The following is a 15,860-nucleotide window of genomic DNA, read 5'->3' on the forward strand; positions in this document are numbered from 1 at the left end:
GGAACAATCCCTTGGGAGCGGGCAAGATGACCTTTCTGAACCAACTCACGATACGAACGCGCATATTGGTGGCCGTACTGGTGCCTGTACTTATTACGGCAGCTACCCTGGCCTGGATCACCGCCAGGCAGATTCAGGGAAATGGCGAAGAGGAACTGAAACGCCTGGAGGCGAGCCTGCTGGAGGCCCGGAAAACCGGCCTTGAAAACATGATTGATGCCGCCAGGGCGGTTGTGCTCGAAGCCAAGAATGACCCGGCCCTGAGTGAGGAAGAGGCCAAGAAAGAGGCCGCAGCGCGCCTGCGCTCAATCCGCTTCGATGAAACCAACTATGTGTTCGCCTACACCCGGGATGTCTACAATCTGGCGTACGCGCCCGATCCGTCCAAGGAAGGCCCGAGCAATAACCCTATACTTAAAAAGCTGGTGGGTAGTCTGTTTGACGCCGCCGAGAGCGACGGGTTTTACAGCTATGACTGGATGAATCCGGCTTCGGGCAAGGAAGAGCCGAAGGTCTCCTATTCCACCCTCATTCCGGGCTGGGACTGGATGATCGGTGCCGGCGTTTACGTTACCGACATCAAGAAAGAAGTGGCGGTCGCCCGGCAGGAAATCGAAGCCGACATGACGGCAACGCTCGGCTTCATCCTGCTGGTCACGGTCGTGGTGGTGCTGATTTCCCTGGTCATCGGTGTCTTTGTGGGTCGCACCGTGACCCAGCCGTTAAAGCGCGTCAGCGGCATGATGCAGGAAATTGCCGATGGCGAGGGTGATCTGCGCCAGCGACTGCCGGATGAGGGTAAGGATGAGCTGGCGGAGCTGGGCCGGCGTTTCAACGCATTCGTGATCAAGATCCAGAACACCATGCGGGAAGTGGGTGCCACCACCGATCAGGTGGCTTCCGCCGCCGAGGAGCTGAGTAGGGTGGCCAACGAAACCCGGTCATCAGTGCAGGAGCAGGGCTCGGAAACCGACCAGATCGCGTCGGCCATCAATGAAATGGCGGCCACCATTCAGCAGATCTCCGGTAATGCCAACGAGGTTGAGAGCGCCGCCTCCGACGCCGACCGCATGGCCCGGGAAGGCGGTGAAACCATTGCCAGTGCCCAGAGTGCGGTGAACCGGCTGTCGGAGGAGATTGAGGGCACGGCGAACAGTATCAACGCGCTGGCGGAAAAGTCCGACGACATCCAGCAGGTGCTGGATGTGATCCATGCGGTCACCGAGCAGACCAACCTGCTGGCTTTGAATGCTGCGATTGAGGCGGCTCGGGCCGGTGAGCATGGCCGCGGCTTTTCGGTGGTGGCCGACGAGGTGCGTCAGCTGGCCAAGCGCAGTGCCGAATCGGCTGACCAGATCCGGGAAATGATCAACGGTTTTGTGTCTGAATCCCGCGCGGCGGTGGACCGAATGGGTAACTCCCGCAAGAGCTCGGATGAAACGGTCGAGCGTATCAATCATGCTACGGACGCCCTGCGGACCATCGAATCGTCTGTTGGTCAGATCCACGACCAGGTCACCCAGATTGCCACCGCAGCCGAGCAGCAAAGCCAGGTGGCGGAAGAGGTCAATCAGAACGTGGTCCGGATAGTCGATGCCGCCCAGCGCAGCGATACCGGTGTGACCCAGACGAACGAGGCCAGCCACGAACTGGCCCGCCTGGGCGAGAGCCTTCGTGAGCTGGTAGGGCAGTTCAGGGTCTGATGTTTTGCGTACGGTATTTCGCCTAATGGCGTGATCGCTGATTGGCGGGATACCGTGAGCAAGCTATGATGGACTGGTAGCAGACATACTTGTTTTCAAACCAACAATAACGGAAGCCAACACAATGACAATCCGGAAAACACTGCTTGCGGCTGTCGCTGCCGCAGCCACTGTCTTCAGCGTGTCCTCGGTTGCCGAGGAAAACTTCACCCTGCGCCTTGCGCAGACCTGGGGCCCGAACTCTCCGATTTTGGGGGAGACGGTACAGCACATGGCGGACATGGCTGAACTCATGTCGGATGGCCGACTGAAAATTCGCATCGATCCTTCCAACAAGCACAAGGCGCCCTTCGGTATTTTTGATCTGGTGCGTAACGGCCAGTATGACATGGGGCATACTGCGTCCTACTACTACAAGGGCACCATCCCGAATGCCATGTACTTCACCACGGTACCGTTTGGCATGATCGCGCCGGAGCAGTATGCCTGGTTCTATCACGGTGGCGGCATGGAGCTGATGCAGAAGGTCTATGAGCCCTACGGCCTACTGTCGTTTCCCGGTGGTAACACGGGTAACCAGATGGGGGGCTGGTTCCGGAAGGAAATTAACTCGCTGGAGGACCTGGAGGGCCTGAAGATGCGCACACCCGGATTCGCGGGCGAGGTGATGGCCGAGCTGGGTGTGGCGGTAACCAACATTCCGCCGGGCGAGCTGTACAGCGCGCTTGAGCGCGGCACTATCGATGCGGTTGAATGGGTTGGCCCGGCGCTGGATTTCCAGATGGGCTTCCATCAGATCGCCAAGTACTACTACTCGGGCTGGCAGGAGCCGGGTGCCGAGGTGCAGTTTCTGGTTAACCAGAAAACCTGGAACAAGCTTCCGAAAGACCTCCAGGAAATCCTGAGGGTCGCCATGCGCACCGCCGCCTATGACATGTATATCCAGAGCACCCATGAAAGTGGCGTGGCCTGGGATCGCATGAAGGAAGACTACCCGGACGTCACCCACAAGACCTTCCCGCCGGAAGTCATTGACGCATTGCGCGCGGCCACCGACAAGCTGCTGGCCGAAGCGGCGGCTAAAGACCCGCTGGCCAAGGAGATCATCAGCTCCCAGCGCGATTACCTGCAACAGGTTCGCCAGTGGACCAATATCTCTGACAAGGCCTATCTCAACACCGTTGCCGAGTAGGCTGACGGCACAAATGGCCTGCTGACAGGCCGATGAAACGAGGGGCGCGGGGTTCGGATTACCCCGACGCCCCTTTCTGTTTGTGTCGCTTTCTGGAAAAATAGGCCGCTCATTCTTTGGGCAGCGCCGATGAAACAGACACTGCTATCCCTGAGCAATCTTTCCAAGCAATTCAGTGGTAAAACCGTTCTCGACCGGCTGGACCTCGACATCTACGATGGCGAGTTCATCACGCTCCTCGGACCTTCCGGCTGTGGCAAGACCACGCTGCTGCGCCTGATGGCGGGTTTCGAACATCCGGATCACGGCTCGATCACGCTGGCAGGGCAGGATCTTACCCACACCGCGCCGGAGAACCGCCCGCTCAATACCGTATTCCAGCATTACGCCCTGTTTCCCCACATGTCGGTATTCGACAATGTTGCCTACGGCCTGAAGATGGAGAAGCGCCCGAAGGAGGAAATCCGCCAGCGGGTTGAAGATGTTCTCACCATGGTTCAGTTGCAGGACTTCGCCCGGCGCAAACCGCATCAGCTCTCTGGTGGCCAGCAACAGCGGGTTGCCATTGCCCGGGCGGTGGTAAAACGGCCCAGGTTGCTGCTGCTGGACGAGCCGCTCTCGGCGCTGGATTACAAGCTGCGCCGCACCATGCAGGTAGAGCTGAAACGCCTGCAGCGGGAGTTGGGCATCACCTTTGTCTTTGTCACCCATGATCAGGAAGAAGCGCTGTCCATGTCGGACCGGGTCGTGGTGCTCAGGGACGGCGCGGTGCAGCAGCTGGGTACCCCCCGGGAAGTCTATGAGCGCCCGGCGAACCTGTTTACCGCGCGGTTTGTAGGTGAAACCAATTTCTTCCCGGGCACCGTTGAGTCGGTTCACGATGGCTCGATTACTGTGGACGTGTTTGGTCTGAAGCGAACCCTGCGCCAGCCGGATTTCACGGTTCTCGAGGGGCAGAAACTGCATGTGCTGTTGCGCCCCGAGGATATCCGGGTGCTGGACCCGGCGGACGAACAGGGCGTGGCCGGTAAAATTGTCGAGCGCAATTACAAGGGCAGTACCCTGGATTCGGTGATTCACCTTGCCGACGGCACCGAGGTTCTGGCCAGTGAGTTCTTTGATGAGGATGATCCGGCGTTCGATTACCGGCTGGGCGAGCCGGTGAAAGTCAGCTGGGTCGACGGCTGGGAGTGGCTGCTCCCTGAAGAAGCAGGCCCGGCGCGGGCGGAAGAGGAACTGTCGGCCGATGCATAGTGGCATGCAGCAGCCGTTCAAGACGGCGGTTCTGGTGCTCGTCTGGGGCTGGTTGCTCTTCCTGGTTCTGGTGCCGAACCTGTTGGTGGTGGGTGCCAGCGTATTGACCCGGGATCCGGCCACCTTCCTGTCGCTGCCCCTGACTCTGGACGCCTATCGGCAGTTGCTCGACCCGCTGTACCTCGAGGTGTTCCTGCACTCGCTCTATGTGGCGGGGATGACCACGCTGGTGTGCCTGCTGATTGGCTATCCGTTTGCCTGGGCGCTGTCAAAAGTGGGCAAGCAGCGGCAACTGGTGCTGATTTTCCTGCTGATCGTGCCGTTCTGGACCAATTCCCTGGTGCGCACCTACGCGCTCAAGCTGATTCTGGCCACCAACGGGCTACTCAACAGCGCCCTGATCTCGCTCGGAGTGATTGAGGAACCGCTGCAATTACTTTACACCGAGGGTGCGGTGATCGTCGGGCTGGTGTACCTGTTGCTGCCGTTCATGATCCTGCCGCTGTATTCGGTGTTCGAGGATCTCCGGCAGGAGTTGCTGCTGGCCTCCCATGACCTGGGCGCCGGCCGGCTGTCTACCTTTGTCCACGTGATAGTCCCGCTCACACTGCCCGGTGTACTGGCCGGCGTGATGCTGGTGCTGCTGCCGGCCATGGGCCTGTTTTTCGTGCCGGATATCCTCGGCGGTTCCCGCAACCTGCTGGTGGGGAACGTTATCAAGAACCAGTTCCTTGATGCCCGCAACTGGCCCTTCGGCGCCGCCGCCAGCATCGTACTGACGGTAACCATGGCCTTCCTGATGTTTGCCCACCGGCTCAGTAAACGCCGACTGGGCGAGGAGGGAGCCTGATGACCCGCTGGTTGTCCCGGGCCTACCTGACACTGATCTACCTTCTGCTCTACGTGCCCGTCGGGGTGTTGGTGGTGTTTTCGTTCAATGAATCGCGCACCGGTTACAACTGGGGCGGGCTGGGCCTGCGTTGGTATGAGGCACTGTTCGACAGCCGGGCGATGGTCGGGGCCATGTGGAACTCCCTCTGGTTGGCACTCTCGGCGGCGACGGTGTCCACGGTAATCGGTGCGCTGACGGCCCTGGCCCTGCACCGGTATCGTTTCCGGGGCAAGAAGCTGCTCAACGGCATGCTGTTCGTGGTGATGATGTCGCCGGAGATTGTGCTGGCGATCTCCCTGCTGGCGCTGTTTTTGCTGGTGGGATTGCAACTGGGTTACGTGTCCCTGCTGCTGGCCCATGTGACCTTCTGCCTGCCCTTTGTGGTGATTACCGTGATGGCCCGGCTCAGCGGTTTTGATGAGAGCCTGCCGGAGGCGGCCCGGGATCTCGGCGCCTCCGACTTCACCATGACCCGCACCGTGCTGATTCCGGTGATCATGCCGGCGTTGCTGGCGGGCTGGCTGCTGGGGTTTACACTGTCTCTGGACGATGTGGTGGTGAGTACCTTCGTGAGCGGCCCGAGTTATGAAATTCTGCCCCTGCGTATCTATTCCATGGTACGGGTGGGTCTGAAACCCGAGGTGAATGCCCTGGGCACACTGTTGCTGGTGTTTTCACTGGTTATGCTGATGTTATCCCAATGGATCCTGATGAGGAGCAAACGATGAAGAAACTGGCACTGGCCGGCTTGCTGGCAGTGGTATTAACAGGTTGCAGTTCCGAGGAGCCGCAGGTTCTCAACCTCTACAACTGGTCGGAATACATGCCCCAGGAAGTTCTCGACCGCTTTACCGAGGAAACCGGCATTCCGGTGGTATACACCACCTACGACAGCAATGAAGCCATGTACGCCAAGCTGAAACTGTTGGACGACAGTGCCGCATACGATTTGGCGGTGCCCTCGACCTACTACGTCAGCAAGATGCGCCAGGAAGGCCTGCTGATGCCCATCGACCGCAGCAAGATCGAGGGCTTTGATAACCTGGATCCGGAGCTCACCAATCTGCCGATTGATCCCGACAACCAGTACAGTGTTCCCTACCTCTGGGGCACCACCGGCCTGGCGGTGGATACCGCGGATGTGTCGGGCGAGCCGGTAAACGCCTGGGCAGATCTCTGGGATGAGCGCTTCAAGGGCCGGGTAATGCTCACCAACGACATGCGCGAAGTCTTCCACGTGGGGCTGCGGGTGCTGGGCTATTCCGGCAACAGCACCAACCCCGAAGAAATCAAGGCCGCTTACGAGAAGCTGTCGGAGCTGATGCCGTCGGTGCGCACCTTCAACTCCGATGCGCCCCGCATGCCCTACCTGGAAGGCGAAACCGATGTCGGCATGATCTGGAACGGCGAGGCCGTAATGGGGCAGGAAGTCATGCCGAGCCTGGAATACGTCTATCCGAAGGAAGGCATTATCGCGTGGCTGGACAGCTTTGTGATTCCCAAGAACGCCAAGAACCCGGAGGCAGCGCACAAGTTCATCAGCTTTGTGCTGCAGCCCGAAATATCCGCGCTGATCAGCGAGGAAATCGGCTACGCCACGCCAAACCTCGCAGCGCGGGAGCTGTTGCCGGAGGACGTTGCCAATAACCGGGCCAGCTATCCGAACGCGACCGACATGATCAATGCCGAGTTCCAGACCGATATTGGCGATGAGGCCCTTCAGGTGTACGCCAAATACTGGGAGATGCTCAAGTCCGGCCAGTGAGCGGCACTGGGCGCCATTTGATAACGCTGAAACGGAGGCCCTGGCCTCCGTTTTCTGTTCCGGGTTTCACAAAACTGCAATACATGGTCTATAACTTTCTGGTAACAAATGGTTAGCAAACTCCTGAACTTACCACGACATAAGGAAACGTTATGGCCAGGTCCCCCTCCTCGACACGGAAGCACGCAGTGCTGTTGTCTGCGGCTCTCGCCACCAGTGTTTTTGCCAGCGCCGCCGCGGCGGAAGAATTGCGCCTGATCACTTGGGGTGGCTATGCCCCGGATGACGTGGTTGCCCAGTTCGAGAAAGAAACCGGCATCGATGTCCAGGTGACGCTCTCCAACAACGAAGACATGATTTCCAAGCTGCGGGCCACCGGCGGCGCCGGTTTTGATCTGGCGCAGCCAAGCCAGGACCGGATTGTCGGCGTCCAGCGCCAGTTCAATATCTACAAGCCGATTGATTTCAGCCGGGTGAATACCGACCAGTTGCAGCCTGCCATGGTCAAGGCAACACAGGAATCCACCGAGCTGGATGGCCAGTATTATGGTGTGCCCTCGGTGTGGGGCACCAGCGGGCTGATCGTGCACAACTCGGTGGCCGATGTGGTACAGGATTACACCGATCTGTGTGACCCGGCGGTGGCCGGAGAAGTCAGCTACCGGCTCAAGCGCCCGACCCTGATCGGTTTTGCCTTTGCCATGGGGATGGACCCGTTTGCCGCCTACGACGACAGGGACAAGTACCAGTCCATCCTGGCGAAGGTGCAAGAGAAGCTGATTGACTGCAAGGACAATGTCAAAACCTACTGGACCGGCGGCGATCAGTTGCTGGCGCTGCTGCGCACCGGTGAAGTGAAAGCCGCCATGGCCTGGGATGCCGGTGGCTGGAAACTCAATGCCGAGAACCCGGAAATCCGGTTTGTAGCGCCCGAATCCGGCGCCCTGGGCTGGATTGATACCTTCGCCATTCCCCGGCGCAGTGAAAACGAAGAGGCCGCCTACAAGTGGATCAACTTCGTGATGCAGCCGGAAATCGCCGCCAGGATCACCAACGAGTCCGGCAATTTCACCGCCTCCAAAGGCGCCGACGAGTACGTGAAGCCGGCACTGCGGGATGCCTATCGTGAAAGCTTCGATGAGGCGGCGATCAATAACATCAAGTGGTACCCGCCGGTTCCGCCGGGCCTGGAAACCCTGGAAGGTCAGGTACTGGACACGGTTCAGGCCGCGAACTGATCCCTATGGCAGTCGATTCCGACCTGTTCTGTGAGGGGCTGGTCCGCCGTTTTGGCAGCAATGCCGCAGTGGATCATATCTCCCTGGACGTGCCTGCGGGCACGTTTTTCTCCATTCTGGGCCCCTCCGGCTGCGGCAAGACCACCCTGTTGCGCTTGCTGGCCGGCTTCGACAAACCCGATGAGGGCGACATCCACATCCGGGGCCAGCGCATGAACGATGTGCCGCCCAACCGCCGCCCGGTGAACATGGTGTTCCAGCATCTAGCCCTGTTCCCCACCATGTCGGTGGGTGACAACATCGGTTACGGCCTGAAGCGCCGGAAAGTGCCGGTGGCCGAGCGACGCAAGCGCATTGCCCGGGTGCTGGAACAGGTGGGGCTGCCGGGGCTTGAATACCGTAACCCGCAGGAACTCTCCGGGGGGCAGCGCCAGCGGGTGGCCCTTGCCCGCTGCCTGGTGCTTGAGCCAACGCTCCTGCTGCTGGATGAACCCCTCGGTGCCCTGGACCTGAAACTGCGGGAGCAGATGAAAATCGAGCTCAAGCACCTCCAGAAACAGTTCGGCACCACCTTTGTGTACATTACCCACGATCAGTCCGAGGCCATGGTGATGTCGGATCAGGTTGCAGTGATGCGCGCTGGCCGGTTCGATCAGGTGGCCCCGCCGGAGGAGCTCTACCGGGAGCCAGCAACACCGTTCGTGGCCGGGTTTGTGGGCGATAACAACCGTCTGGCCGGCGAGGTGATGGCGGTCCGGGATACGCTGGCGGACATCCGGCTGGGTGACGGCTCCCTGGTTCAGGGCAGGGTGGCCTCTGGCAACCTGGAAAGCGGCCAGCGGGCGGATCTGTTCATTCGGCCCGAATCGCTGGTGCTCACCGGTGATGCTCTGAGCCCCGGGTTTTCGGCCATACAGGCCAAAGTACTGACCACCCTGTTTGATGGTGCCAACAGCCGCGTGGAAGCCGAGAATGGTGGTCAACCGGTCTTTGCCCGGCTGCCTCAGGATGGCTCGGCACCCAGGTTGGCCGCCAATGCGTCCATCCGGCTGGCCTGGGACCCTGCGCTGGCCAGGGTCTTCGGAGCGGATAAACCGTGAGGTCCTCTGCCAGCCGCCTGTCACTCTGGTTGTTACTGACGCCGTTTGTGCTGTGGATTGTCCTGCTCGTGTTATTGCCGCACCTGCAAATGCTGCGGGTGTCCTTCCAGGTGCGTGAAAGCTGGGACACCCTTACCTGGGGCCTGCAGCAATACCAGAACTTCTTTACCGAATCCTATTACTGGCGGACCTTTGTGCGCACCGGGGTCATGTCGCTGTTTACCACCTTCCTGACCCTGATTATTGCCTTCCCCATTGCCTGGTACATTGCCCGGCTTGCCCGTGGGCGGTCCAAGGGCCTTCTTTTTATGGCCTGCCTGATTCCCTTCTGGGCCAGTGAGCTGGTCCGTACCTACGGCTGGATGATTCTGCTGCGCGAGAGCGGCCTGTTCAGTTCCTGGCTACAGGCTCTGGGCTGGGTCGATGGCCCCGTGGAGATGCTGTACAACGATGTTGCGGTGATCATCGGCCTGGTCTACAACGGCCTGCTGTTCATGGTGGTGCCCCTGGTGACCACCCTGGATGGCATGGACGAAAACCTGGTGGAAGCGGGCTACGACCTGGGCGGTGGCCACGGCACCGTGCTGCGGGAGATTGTGGTGCCCTGGGCCATGCCGGGCATTGTCTCCGGCTGCATCGTGGTGTTCATGCTGACCCTGGGGAGCTACCTCACGCCGGTGCTGATGGGGGGCAAGGACAGCGCCTGGTTCACCCAGCAGATTTTCACTCAGTTCATTACCCGGTTTAACTGGGAGCAGGGCGCGGCCCTGGGCGTTTTGCTGCTGGTGCTGTCGTCGGTGATGGTCTGGCTGGGCCTGAAAGTGACCGGCCAGTCCCTGCGCAAGGTGATGGGGTGAGAGCATGATCCGTTCGGTACCCCGTTCAAAGCTGTTTGACGGCCTTTACCTCGCTTACCTGATTGCGTTTTTTATCTACCTGGCCCTGCCGCTGACGGTGACTGCTGTCTTTGCGTTCAATGATGCGCCCTTCCCGTCACTGCCCTGGAAGGGGTTTACCCTGGACTGGTATTTTGCCGATGGTACCGGGGGCCGCACGGGTCTGTTCCATGACGATGGATTGCTCAGGGCGCTCTGGGTCAGTGCCCAGATTGCCTTCTGGGTCACCCTGGTGAGCTTGGCACTGGGGTGTGTGAATGCGGTGCTGTTCGAGCGGCTGAACTTCCGGGGCAAGGAATTCCTGTATCTGCTGATGCTGCTGCCGCTGGTCATTCCCGGCGTCATTCTCGGGGTGTCCATCCTGGTGTTCTACAGTGGCATGGCCAACGATGTGTCGGCCGCCTGGGGCATCGAGCTGGACATATTCCGGCCTGGCATGACACTGGTGGTGATGGGGCAGGTAACCTTCATCACCACCCTGAGTACCCTGGTGATTGCCGCGCGATTGCGCAAGTTTGATCCGCAGCTGGAAGAAGCCGCCCTGAACCTGGGCGCCACCCCGCTGGTGGCGTGGTTTACCGTAACCCTGCCCTGGCTGCTGCCCTCTATCTTCGGGGCCGCTGCCATGGCCTTTCTGATGTCCTTTGAAAACTTCAACACCACCGTTATGCTGACCGGAAGCGATACGCCGTTGACGGTGGCATTGTTCAACCGTCTTCGGGAAGGCTCGACACCTGTGCTTAATGCGGTTGCCCTGTTGTTGATGGTCGGCTCGGCATTCCTGGCTTTGCTTGCTATGGGCCGTTCGTCCCGTTGAGGCCTCCGTTGCTTATAGGCAGGCAGGGTGACTGAACCGGACAGGCAACAACCGGGAGGTGCCATGAAATTTCTATTTGAAGTGCATATCCAGGACGGCCACACCGCCGAGGAATACGCCGACGCCTGGGTCCGGGCCAGCAAGATCATCCAGCAGGCTCCGGGCGCCCGGGGCACGGAGCTGCACCGGAAAATCGGCGATCCCGACACCCTGATTGCAATTGCGTCCTGGGAGAGCAAAGCACAGCGGGATGCCATGGAGACGCAGCACAACCCCGACGTCGCCGCCATCATTCGCAGCGCAGCACCCTTTGTCGAGATCCGGCCCATCGGTGAGTTCGACGACCCGGAATGGGTCGTGATGCCGCCCGCAAAAGAATCCGCCAGCAATATCCGCGTTTTCTATGATGGCGCCTGCCCCGGTTGCCAGCGTGACCGGCGCCAGTATGAACGCCTGGCAGGTCGTGGTTCGGATCAGGTGGAATGGGTCGATATTACCGGGAAGGATGAGGAACTGAAGGCCAAAGGGATCGACCCGAAAGCGGCGCTCCAGGAATTGCATGTGGAGGATCAGGACGGTGTTATCCACAGTGAGCTGGACGCCTATGCCCTGTTGATGTCCCGGGCGCCATTACTCAAACCGTTGGCCTGGCTGATTACCCTGCCGCTGATTCGACCACTGTTGAGCCGGCTCTATCACCGAATGGTCACAAAGCGCCTTGAGCGCACCGGCCGGATGCCCTGATCCGGCCGTCGTCCTGCGGAGGCCTCTGCAGGGGTTACACCACCAGGACCGGGCACTCGGCGTGGGAGGCCACCCGGTGGGAGACACTGCCCAGGAACATGCCGTCCTTGTCACTATGGGTGCCCTTGGTGCCCAGAACAATCAGGTCCACCCCTTTGTCCTCGGCAAATTGGACAATCACCCTGGATGGCTTGCCCGCTTTAACGAAGCCCCGGACGTGCGTGGCGCCCCGCTCCTTTGCCAGCTCCTTGGCGTGATTGACCACGCCTTTGGCGTATTCCGAAAGCACTTTATCGGGAATATCCATGCCTTCCGGGCGGCCGATCGACAGCGACGCCTCAAACAGGCTGTGATGTTTGTAAACGCAGAGCAGATAGATTTCCGCGTCGGTCAGTTTCTGCAGCTCTATGGCCTTGGTCAGGGCATCGAACGAGGTCATCGAGCCATCAACTGCCACCAGAATCCGTTTGAACATGTCGCTCTCCTATGGGTTCACCCTTCAGGGTGGTCAAATCACCTGAAGGCCAGGTCGCGCAGGAACAGGGCAATCTGCGGGAATGCCATGATCAGGCCGGCTGCGGTCAGCAGCATGACGATAAACGGTGGCGTACCGCGAACGACTTCCCAGTAGGGGCGCTTGAAGATCGCGATGGCCGTGAATATATCGCAGCCAAAGGGTGGTGTTGCCGAGCCGATGGCCACCTGGAGCGTGATCAGTACACCGACCAGCACCGGATCCAGGCCGGTGGCTTCAATCGCCGGGGCGAAGATGGGTGTCAGCACCAGAATAACCACAATCGGGTCAACAAACATGCAGGCAATAAAGAACGCCACACTGATGGCGATCATCACGCCAACCGGACCCATCTCACTGATCCCGATCGAGTCAAGAAGGCTCTGGGGAATCTGGGCGAAGGAAATGATCCAGGAGAAGCTGGTACCCACCGCCACCAGAATGAATACCACAGCGGTGATCAGGCCAGTGGATTTGGAGATCCGGTAGATATCCGGGAACTTGAGCGATTTGAAGACCACGAACTCAAGCAGGAAGGCGTAGAGCACGCAGACGGCAGCGGCTTCTGTCGGGCTGAAAATGCCGCCATAGATGCCGCCGACGATAATGACCGGGAAAAACAGCGGCCATAAGGCTTCACGCACTGCTACAGCCCTTTGTCCCCAGGTGGATTTATCCTCCGTGGGTAGCTTGTTCAGGTGGGCATAGATCAGGCAGTAAATTGAAAACATGAGCAGGATCAGCAGCCCCGGGCCAATACCTGCAATAAAGAGCTCGGCAATGGATGTCTCTGAGATGACCCCGTAAATAATGAAGCCGATACTGGGCGGTATCAGGAAGGCAATGTCGCTGGAATTGATAATCAACGCAAGGGTGAACGAGTCGGAATAACCCGCCTTGAGCAGTTTTGGCCGCAGGGGTGAACCCACAGCCACAACGGTGGCCTGGGTAGACCCGGACACCGCACCGAACAGGGTACAGGAAGCGGCTGTACTGATGGCCAGGCCGCCCTTCACATGGCCGATAAATGCCATGACCATATTGATCAGCCGGTCCGCGGATTGGCCACGGGTCATGATGTCTGCCGCCAGGATAAACATCGGAACGGCAATCAGCGATGCCGGCCGGATGCCTGCCATCATCTGCTGAATGAAGGTTCCCATCTGCCCGAAGCCATCGAACATCATTACGAAGCCGACAATGGCACCGGCAATCAAAGGCACCATCATCGGGAAGCCCAGCAACAGCAGCCCGATCATGATCACCATCATTATTGTTGCCATGATTTCCTTCCTTTAGTAATGCAGCTTCAGAGGGTCAGACCTCGGACTCAGTATCCGCATAGCCATCGGTTACACCGGTGGACAGATAGACGTCCTTGCTGGTGAGGTTCTTGATGGCCGTCAGCAAATATTGGATACCGGTGATGGCAAAACCGACCGGTGCCCAGATGTAAATCCACCAGATTTCTATTCCCAGCGCGGGCAGTATTCTGCCCCGGCTGTAGAGCGTCTCGATCCAGAAATAGGAGTGGTAGCAGAGGAAAAACATCAGCACCGAAGTGACAAGTGCAATGAAGATCATCAGCACCCTTCGTCCTTTGACCGGAATGGTGTCGTAGACAGCCGACATCCGGATGTGCCGGCCGTGGCGGGCTGCGTAGCCTATGCCGGCAAAGGTAATAAGGATAATCAGTATCCGGTTGATCTCACCGGAGAAAAACAGGCCTTCGCCGAGCACATACCGCGCAATAACGTTGATGCAGGTATTGATCGCCATGAGCATCACGCCTGCGGCCAGCAGGAAGGCTTCCAGCTTACTGATGAAGACGTCGATGGTGCCCAGGACCCCGGGCAAGCCGGACTCAAAGGTGCCGGTATCGTCGTCTAGATCCGGGGAATTGTCAGACATGGGAAGGCTCCACAGCGTTCCGCTCCCGACCGGTGGAACGGTGCCTGGCGGGGCGGGGTAAATGCAATTCCCCCGCCGGCAGAAAGCCGGCGGGGGTCGTTCTTACATTACTTGTCTTTCTGCACTTCCTTGAGGTCTTCCTGGAACTGGTTGAGCAGTTTTTCACCTGTCTCGCCAGTCATGGAAAGGAATTTCTCTTTTACCTGCGGAGCACGCGCCTGGAATGCATCAATCTGCTCCTCGGTCAGGCGGGTAACCGTGCACTCTTTGCAGTCTGCCATGATCTTGTCTAGCGCTTCCTGTGCCAGACCGTCAATGTGCTTGATGATTTTATTGAAGGCGTAGTCACCCGCTTCCATGATCATCTTCTGCTCTTCTTCTGGCAGCCCCTGATAGAAATCCAGGTTAGCCATGAGCGCGGTGGTGAACCAGCCGTGCTTGGTGAAGGTCAGGTTAGGAGACACTTCATAAAGGCCGCCGGACTGAATCCAGAAGATCGGGTTTTCCTGGCCCTGGATCATGTTGGTCTGCAGCGCACCGTAGACCTCGCCCCACGGAAGCGGTGTCGGCGTAGCGCCGAATGCTTCATAAGTCGCGGACAGGAGCGGGTTGGTCATCACCCGGATTTTCTTGTCATTGAAATCCGCTGGGCTGGTGATCGGCTCATTCGCTGTTACCACCATTTCACCTTCCGGATACATCTGGATCAGCTTGAGACCGTGATCCGCGTAGATCTTGGGGAACATCTGGTTGATGGCTTCACTTTCACGGAAGAATTCAACCACTGTATCCATGTCGGTGGGTAGCAGATACGGAATGAAAAAGATCTGTGCCGACGGAATCAGTGAGCCAGTGAAACCCGGTGACTGGTTTACAAACTGCAGGATGCCCGACAGGGTCTGCCCCATGATGTCGTCAGACTCGCCCAGTTCGCCGAAACGGTAAACCTGTACTGTGTGCTCGGAGTTCTCCTCCACGTATTCCTTGAAGTCATAGGCGAAAACGTCCTGGACATCGCCTTCATATTCTTCGTGGGCGTAACGCCAGGTATCGGCATTAACAGAGTTGGCTGCGGTCATGGCCGCGAACGCGAACGCTGAAATTCCAGCCAGTTTCTTGAACTTGCTCATGCTGCTCATCGGGTTTTCTCCGTTCGTTTTTTTACTGAAATTTATTGTTACATTATTAAAGACTGGCAAAACAACGTCGTTTTCGCAAGAAATTGGGGAAAACAATAGTCGCGACCACCGTGGTTTTGCCGATTCGCAAGTTCATGAAATCACGGTTTATTCATATCTGAAAGGCAGCTTTTGAGAAATTCGCGGAACTCACTGACGACCCGGTCGATGCTGTTTTCCAACCGGTGGCCATCGGGCAGAAGCAGAACAGGTAGCTGCTGTTTCCGGGCCAGATCAAGCACCGGCATAACCGGTACCACGTCGTCATTCCAGCCATGAATGATCTGGTTGAAGCGGGCCCGGATTACCGGGCTGGACTGGGGGTATTTGGCCATCGCCAGCGCCGGCGCCAGCAAGAAACAGCCCAGCACCGGTGACTCCGCGCTGGTCTGGGCGCACACCCAGCCACCCATGCTGGAACCGGCCAGAATGGTGTTCTCAGGGGTGGCGCCGCAGCGGTCGATCGCCTCACGCATCTGGTCCAGCCGGGTAGCCGGGTCCATCGTGCCGCGGTGGTCAATGGCGTGGGCCTGAACGCCGGGAAAGCGTTCGGCTTCGGCTTTCATGGCCTGGATCTTGGTGCTGCCCGGGCCGCTTTCCAGGCCATGGGAGAGAAAGACGTGGGTGGTGGTTGTCATCGGCTCAGTTGCTCCGGT

Annotated in this window: 15 protein-coding genes and 2 pseudogenes; 12 read left to right on the plus strand and 5 right to left on the minus strand. The window is 58.9% G+C overall.

What is annotated here, in order from left to right; all coding sequences use genetic code 11:
• Positions 1-26 precede the first annotated feature (26 nt).
• From msub_RS17975 to msub_RS22415, 12 genes and pseudogenes are all read left to right on the plus strand, one after another.
• Complete coding sequence (locus msub_RS17975; protein ID WP_048498013.1) at positions 27-1,703, plus strand: methyl-accepting chemotaxis protein; 1,677 nt, start codon at positions 27-29, stop codon at positions 1,701-1,703.
• A gap of 124 nt (positions 1,704-1,827) precedes the next feature.
• The gene (locus msub_RS17980; protein WP_048497516.1) at positions 1,828-2,895 is read left to right on the plus strand and encodes a TRAP transporter substrate-binding protein; all 1,068 of its coding nucleotides are present in this window, start codon (positions 1,828-1,830) and stop codon (positions 2,893-2,895) included.
• 129 nt (positions 2,896-3,024) lie between these two features.
• Positions 3,025-4,149: a spermidine/putrescine ABC transporter ATP-binding protein PotA gene (gene potA, locus msub_RS17985; RefSeq protein ID WP_048497517.1), complete on the plus strand. Its 1,125-nt coding sequence runs from the start codon at positions 3,025-3,027 to the stop codon at positions 4,147-4,149.
• The gene (gene potB, locus msub_RS17990; protein WP_048497518.1) at positions 4,142-4,999 is read left to right on the plus strand and encodes a spermidine/putrescine ABC transporter permease PotB; all 858 of its coding nucleotides are present in this window, start codon (positions 4,142-4,144) and stop codon (positions 4,997-4,999) included. Before potA ends, potB begins: the two co-directional genes overlap by 8 nt.
• Positions 4,999-5,769 (plus strand): spermidine/putrescine ABC transporter permease PotC, encoded by a 771-nt coding sequence (gene potC / locus msub_RS17995; RefSeq protein WP_048497519.1) that lies wholly within the window; start codon positions 4,999-5,001, stop codon positions 5,767-5,769. The genes potB and potC overlap by 1 nt, the downstream gene beginning before the upstream one ends.
• Complete coding sequence (locus msub_RS18000) at positions 5,766-6,806, plus strand: extracellular solute-binding protein (protein WP_048497520.1); 1,041 nt, start codon at positions 5,766-5,768, stop codon at positions 6,804-6,806. Before potC ends, msub_RS18000 begins: the two co-directional genes overlap by 4 nt.
• A gap of 152 nt (positions 6,807-6,958) precedes the next feature.
• Positions 6,959-8,044, plus strand: coding sequence for an extracellular solute-binding protein (locus msub_RS18005; protein WP_048497521.1), 1,086 nt, complete (start codon positions 6,959-6,961; stop codon positions 8,042-8,044).
• 5 nt (positions 8,045-8,049) lie between these two features.
• Positions 8,050-9,144 carry an ABC transporter ATP-binding protein gene (locus msub_RS18010; RefSeq protein WP_048497522.1) on the plus strand — a complete coding sequence of 365 codons (1,095 nt, stop codon included), beginning with the start codon at positions 8,050-8,052 and terminating at the stop codon, positions 9,142-9,144.
• Positions 9,141-10,001: an ABC transporter permease gene (locus msub_RS18015; protein ID WP_048497523.1), complete on the plus strand. Its 861-nt coding sequence runs from the start codon at positions 9,141-9,143 to the stop codon at positions 9,999-10,001. The genes msub_RS18010 and msub_RS18015 overlap by 4 nt, the downstream gene beginning before the upstream one ends.
• A gap of 4 nt (positions 10,002-10,005) precedes the next feature.
• Positions 10,006-10,857, plus strand: a complete 852-nt coding sequence (locus tag msub_RS18020; protein ID WP_048497524.1) for an ABC transporter permease — start codon at positions 10,006-10,008, stop codon at positions 10,855-10,857.
• 63 nt (positions 10,858-10,920) lie between these two features.
• Positions 10,921-11,232: pseudogene (locus msub_RS22410) on the plus strand (antibiotic biosynthesis monooxygenase family protein); the annotation flags it as partial.
• Between the two features lie 33 nt (positions 11,233-11,265).
• Positions 11,266-11,601, plus strand: a pseudogene (locus tag msub_RS22415) (thiol-disulfide oxidoreductase DCC family protein); the annotation flags it as partial.
• Between the two features lie 34 nt (positions 11,602-11,635).
• Here msub_RS22415 and msub_RS18035 read toward each other — a convergent pair.
• From msub_RS18035 to msub_RS18055, 5 genes are all read right to left on the minus strand, one after another.
• The gene (locus msub_RS18035; protein WP_048497525.1) at positions 11,636-12,076 is read right to left on the minus strand and encodes a universal stress protein; all 441 of its coding nucleotides are present in this window, start codon (positions 12,074-12,076) and stop codon (positions 11,636-11,638) included.
• A 38-nt stretch (positions 12,077-12,114) separates the two neighbouring features.
• Complete coding sequence (locus tag msub_RS18040) at positions 12,115-13,398, minus strand: TRAP transporter large permease (RefSeq protein ID WP_048497526.1); 1,284 nt, start codon at positions 13,396-13,398, stop codon at positions 12,115-12,117.
• Between the two features lie 34 nt (positions 13,399-13,432).
• Positions 13,433-14,026 carry a TRAP transporter small permease gene (locus msub_RS18045; protein WP_048497527.1) on the minus strand — a complete coding sequence of 198 codons (594 nt, stop codon included), beginning with the start codon at positions 14,024-14,026 and terminating at the stop codon, positions 13,433-13,435.
• Positions 14,027-14,133: 107 nt separating this feature from the next.
• A complete protein-coding gene (locus tag msub_RS18050) occupies positions 14,134-15,165 on the minus strand; it encodes a TRAP transporter substrate-binding protein (RefSeq protein WP_048497528.1) in 1,032 nt (343 codons plus the stop codon).
• Positions 15,166-15,305: 140 nt separating this feature from the next.
• Positions 15,306-15,842 carry an alpha/beta fold hydrolase gene (locus tag msub_RS18055; RefSeq protein ID WP_048497529.1) on the minus strand — a complete coding sequence of 179 codons (537 nt, stop codon included), beginning with the start codon at positions 15,840-15,842 and terminating at the stop codon, positions 15,306-15,308.
• Positions 15,843-15,860: the final 18 nt, after the last annotated feature.

The sequence above is a fragment of the Marinobacter subterrani genome, assembly GCF_001045555.1.
Taxonomy (GTDB): Bacteria; Pseudomonadota; Gammaproteobacteria; order Pseudomonadales; family Oleiphilaceae; genus Marinobacter; species Marinobacter subterrani.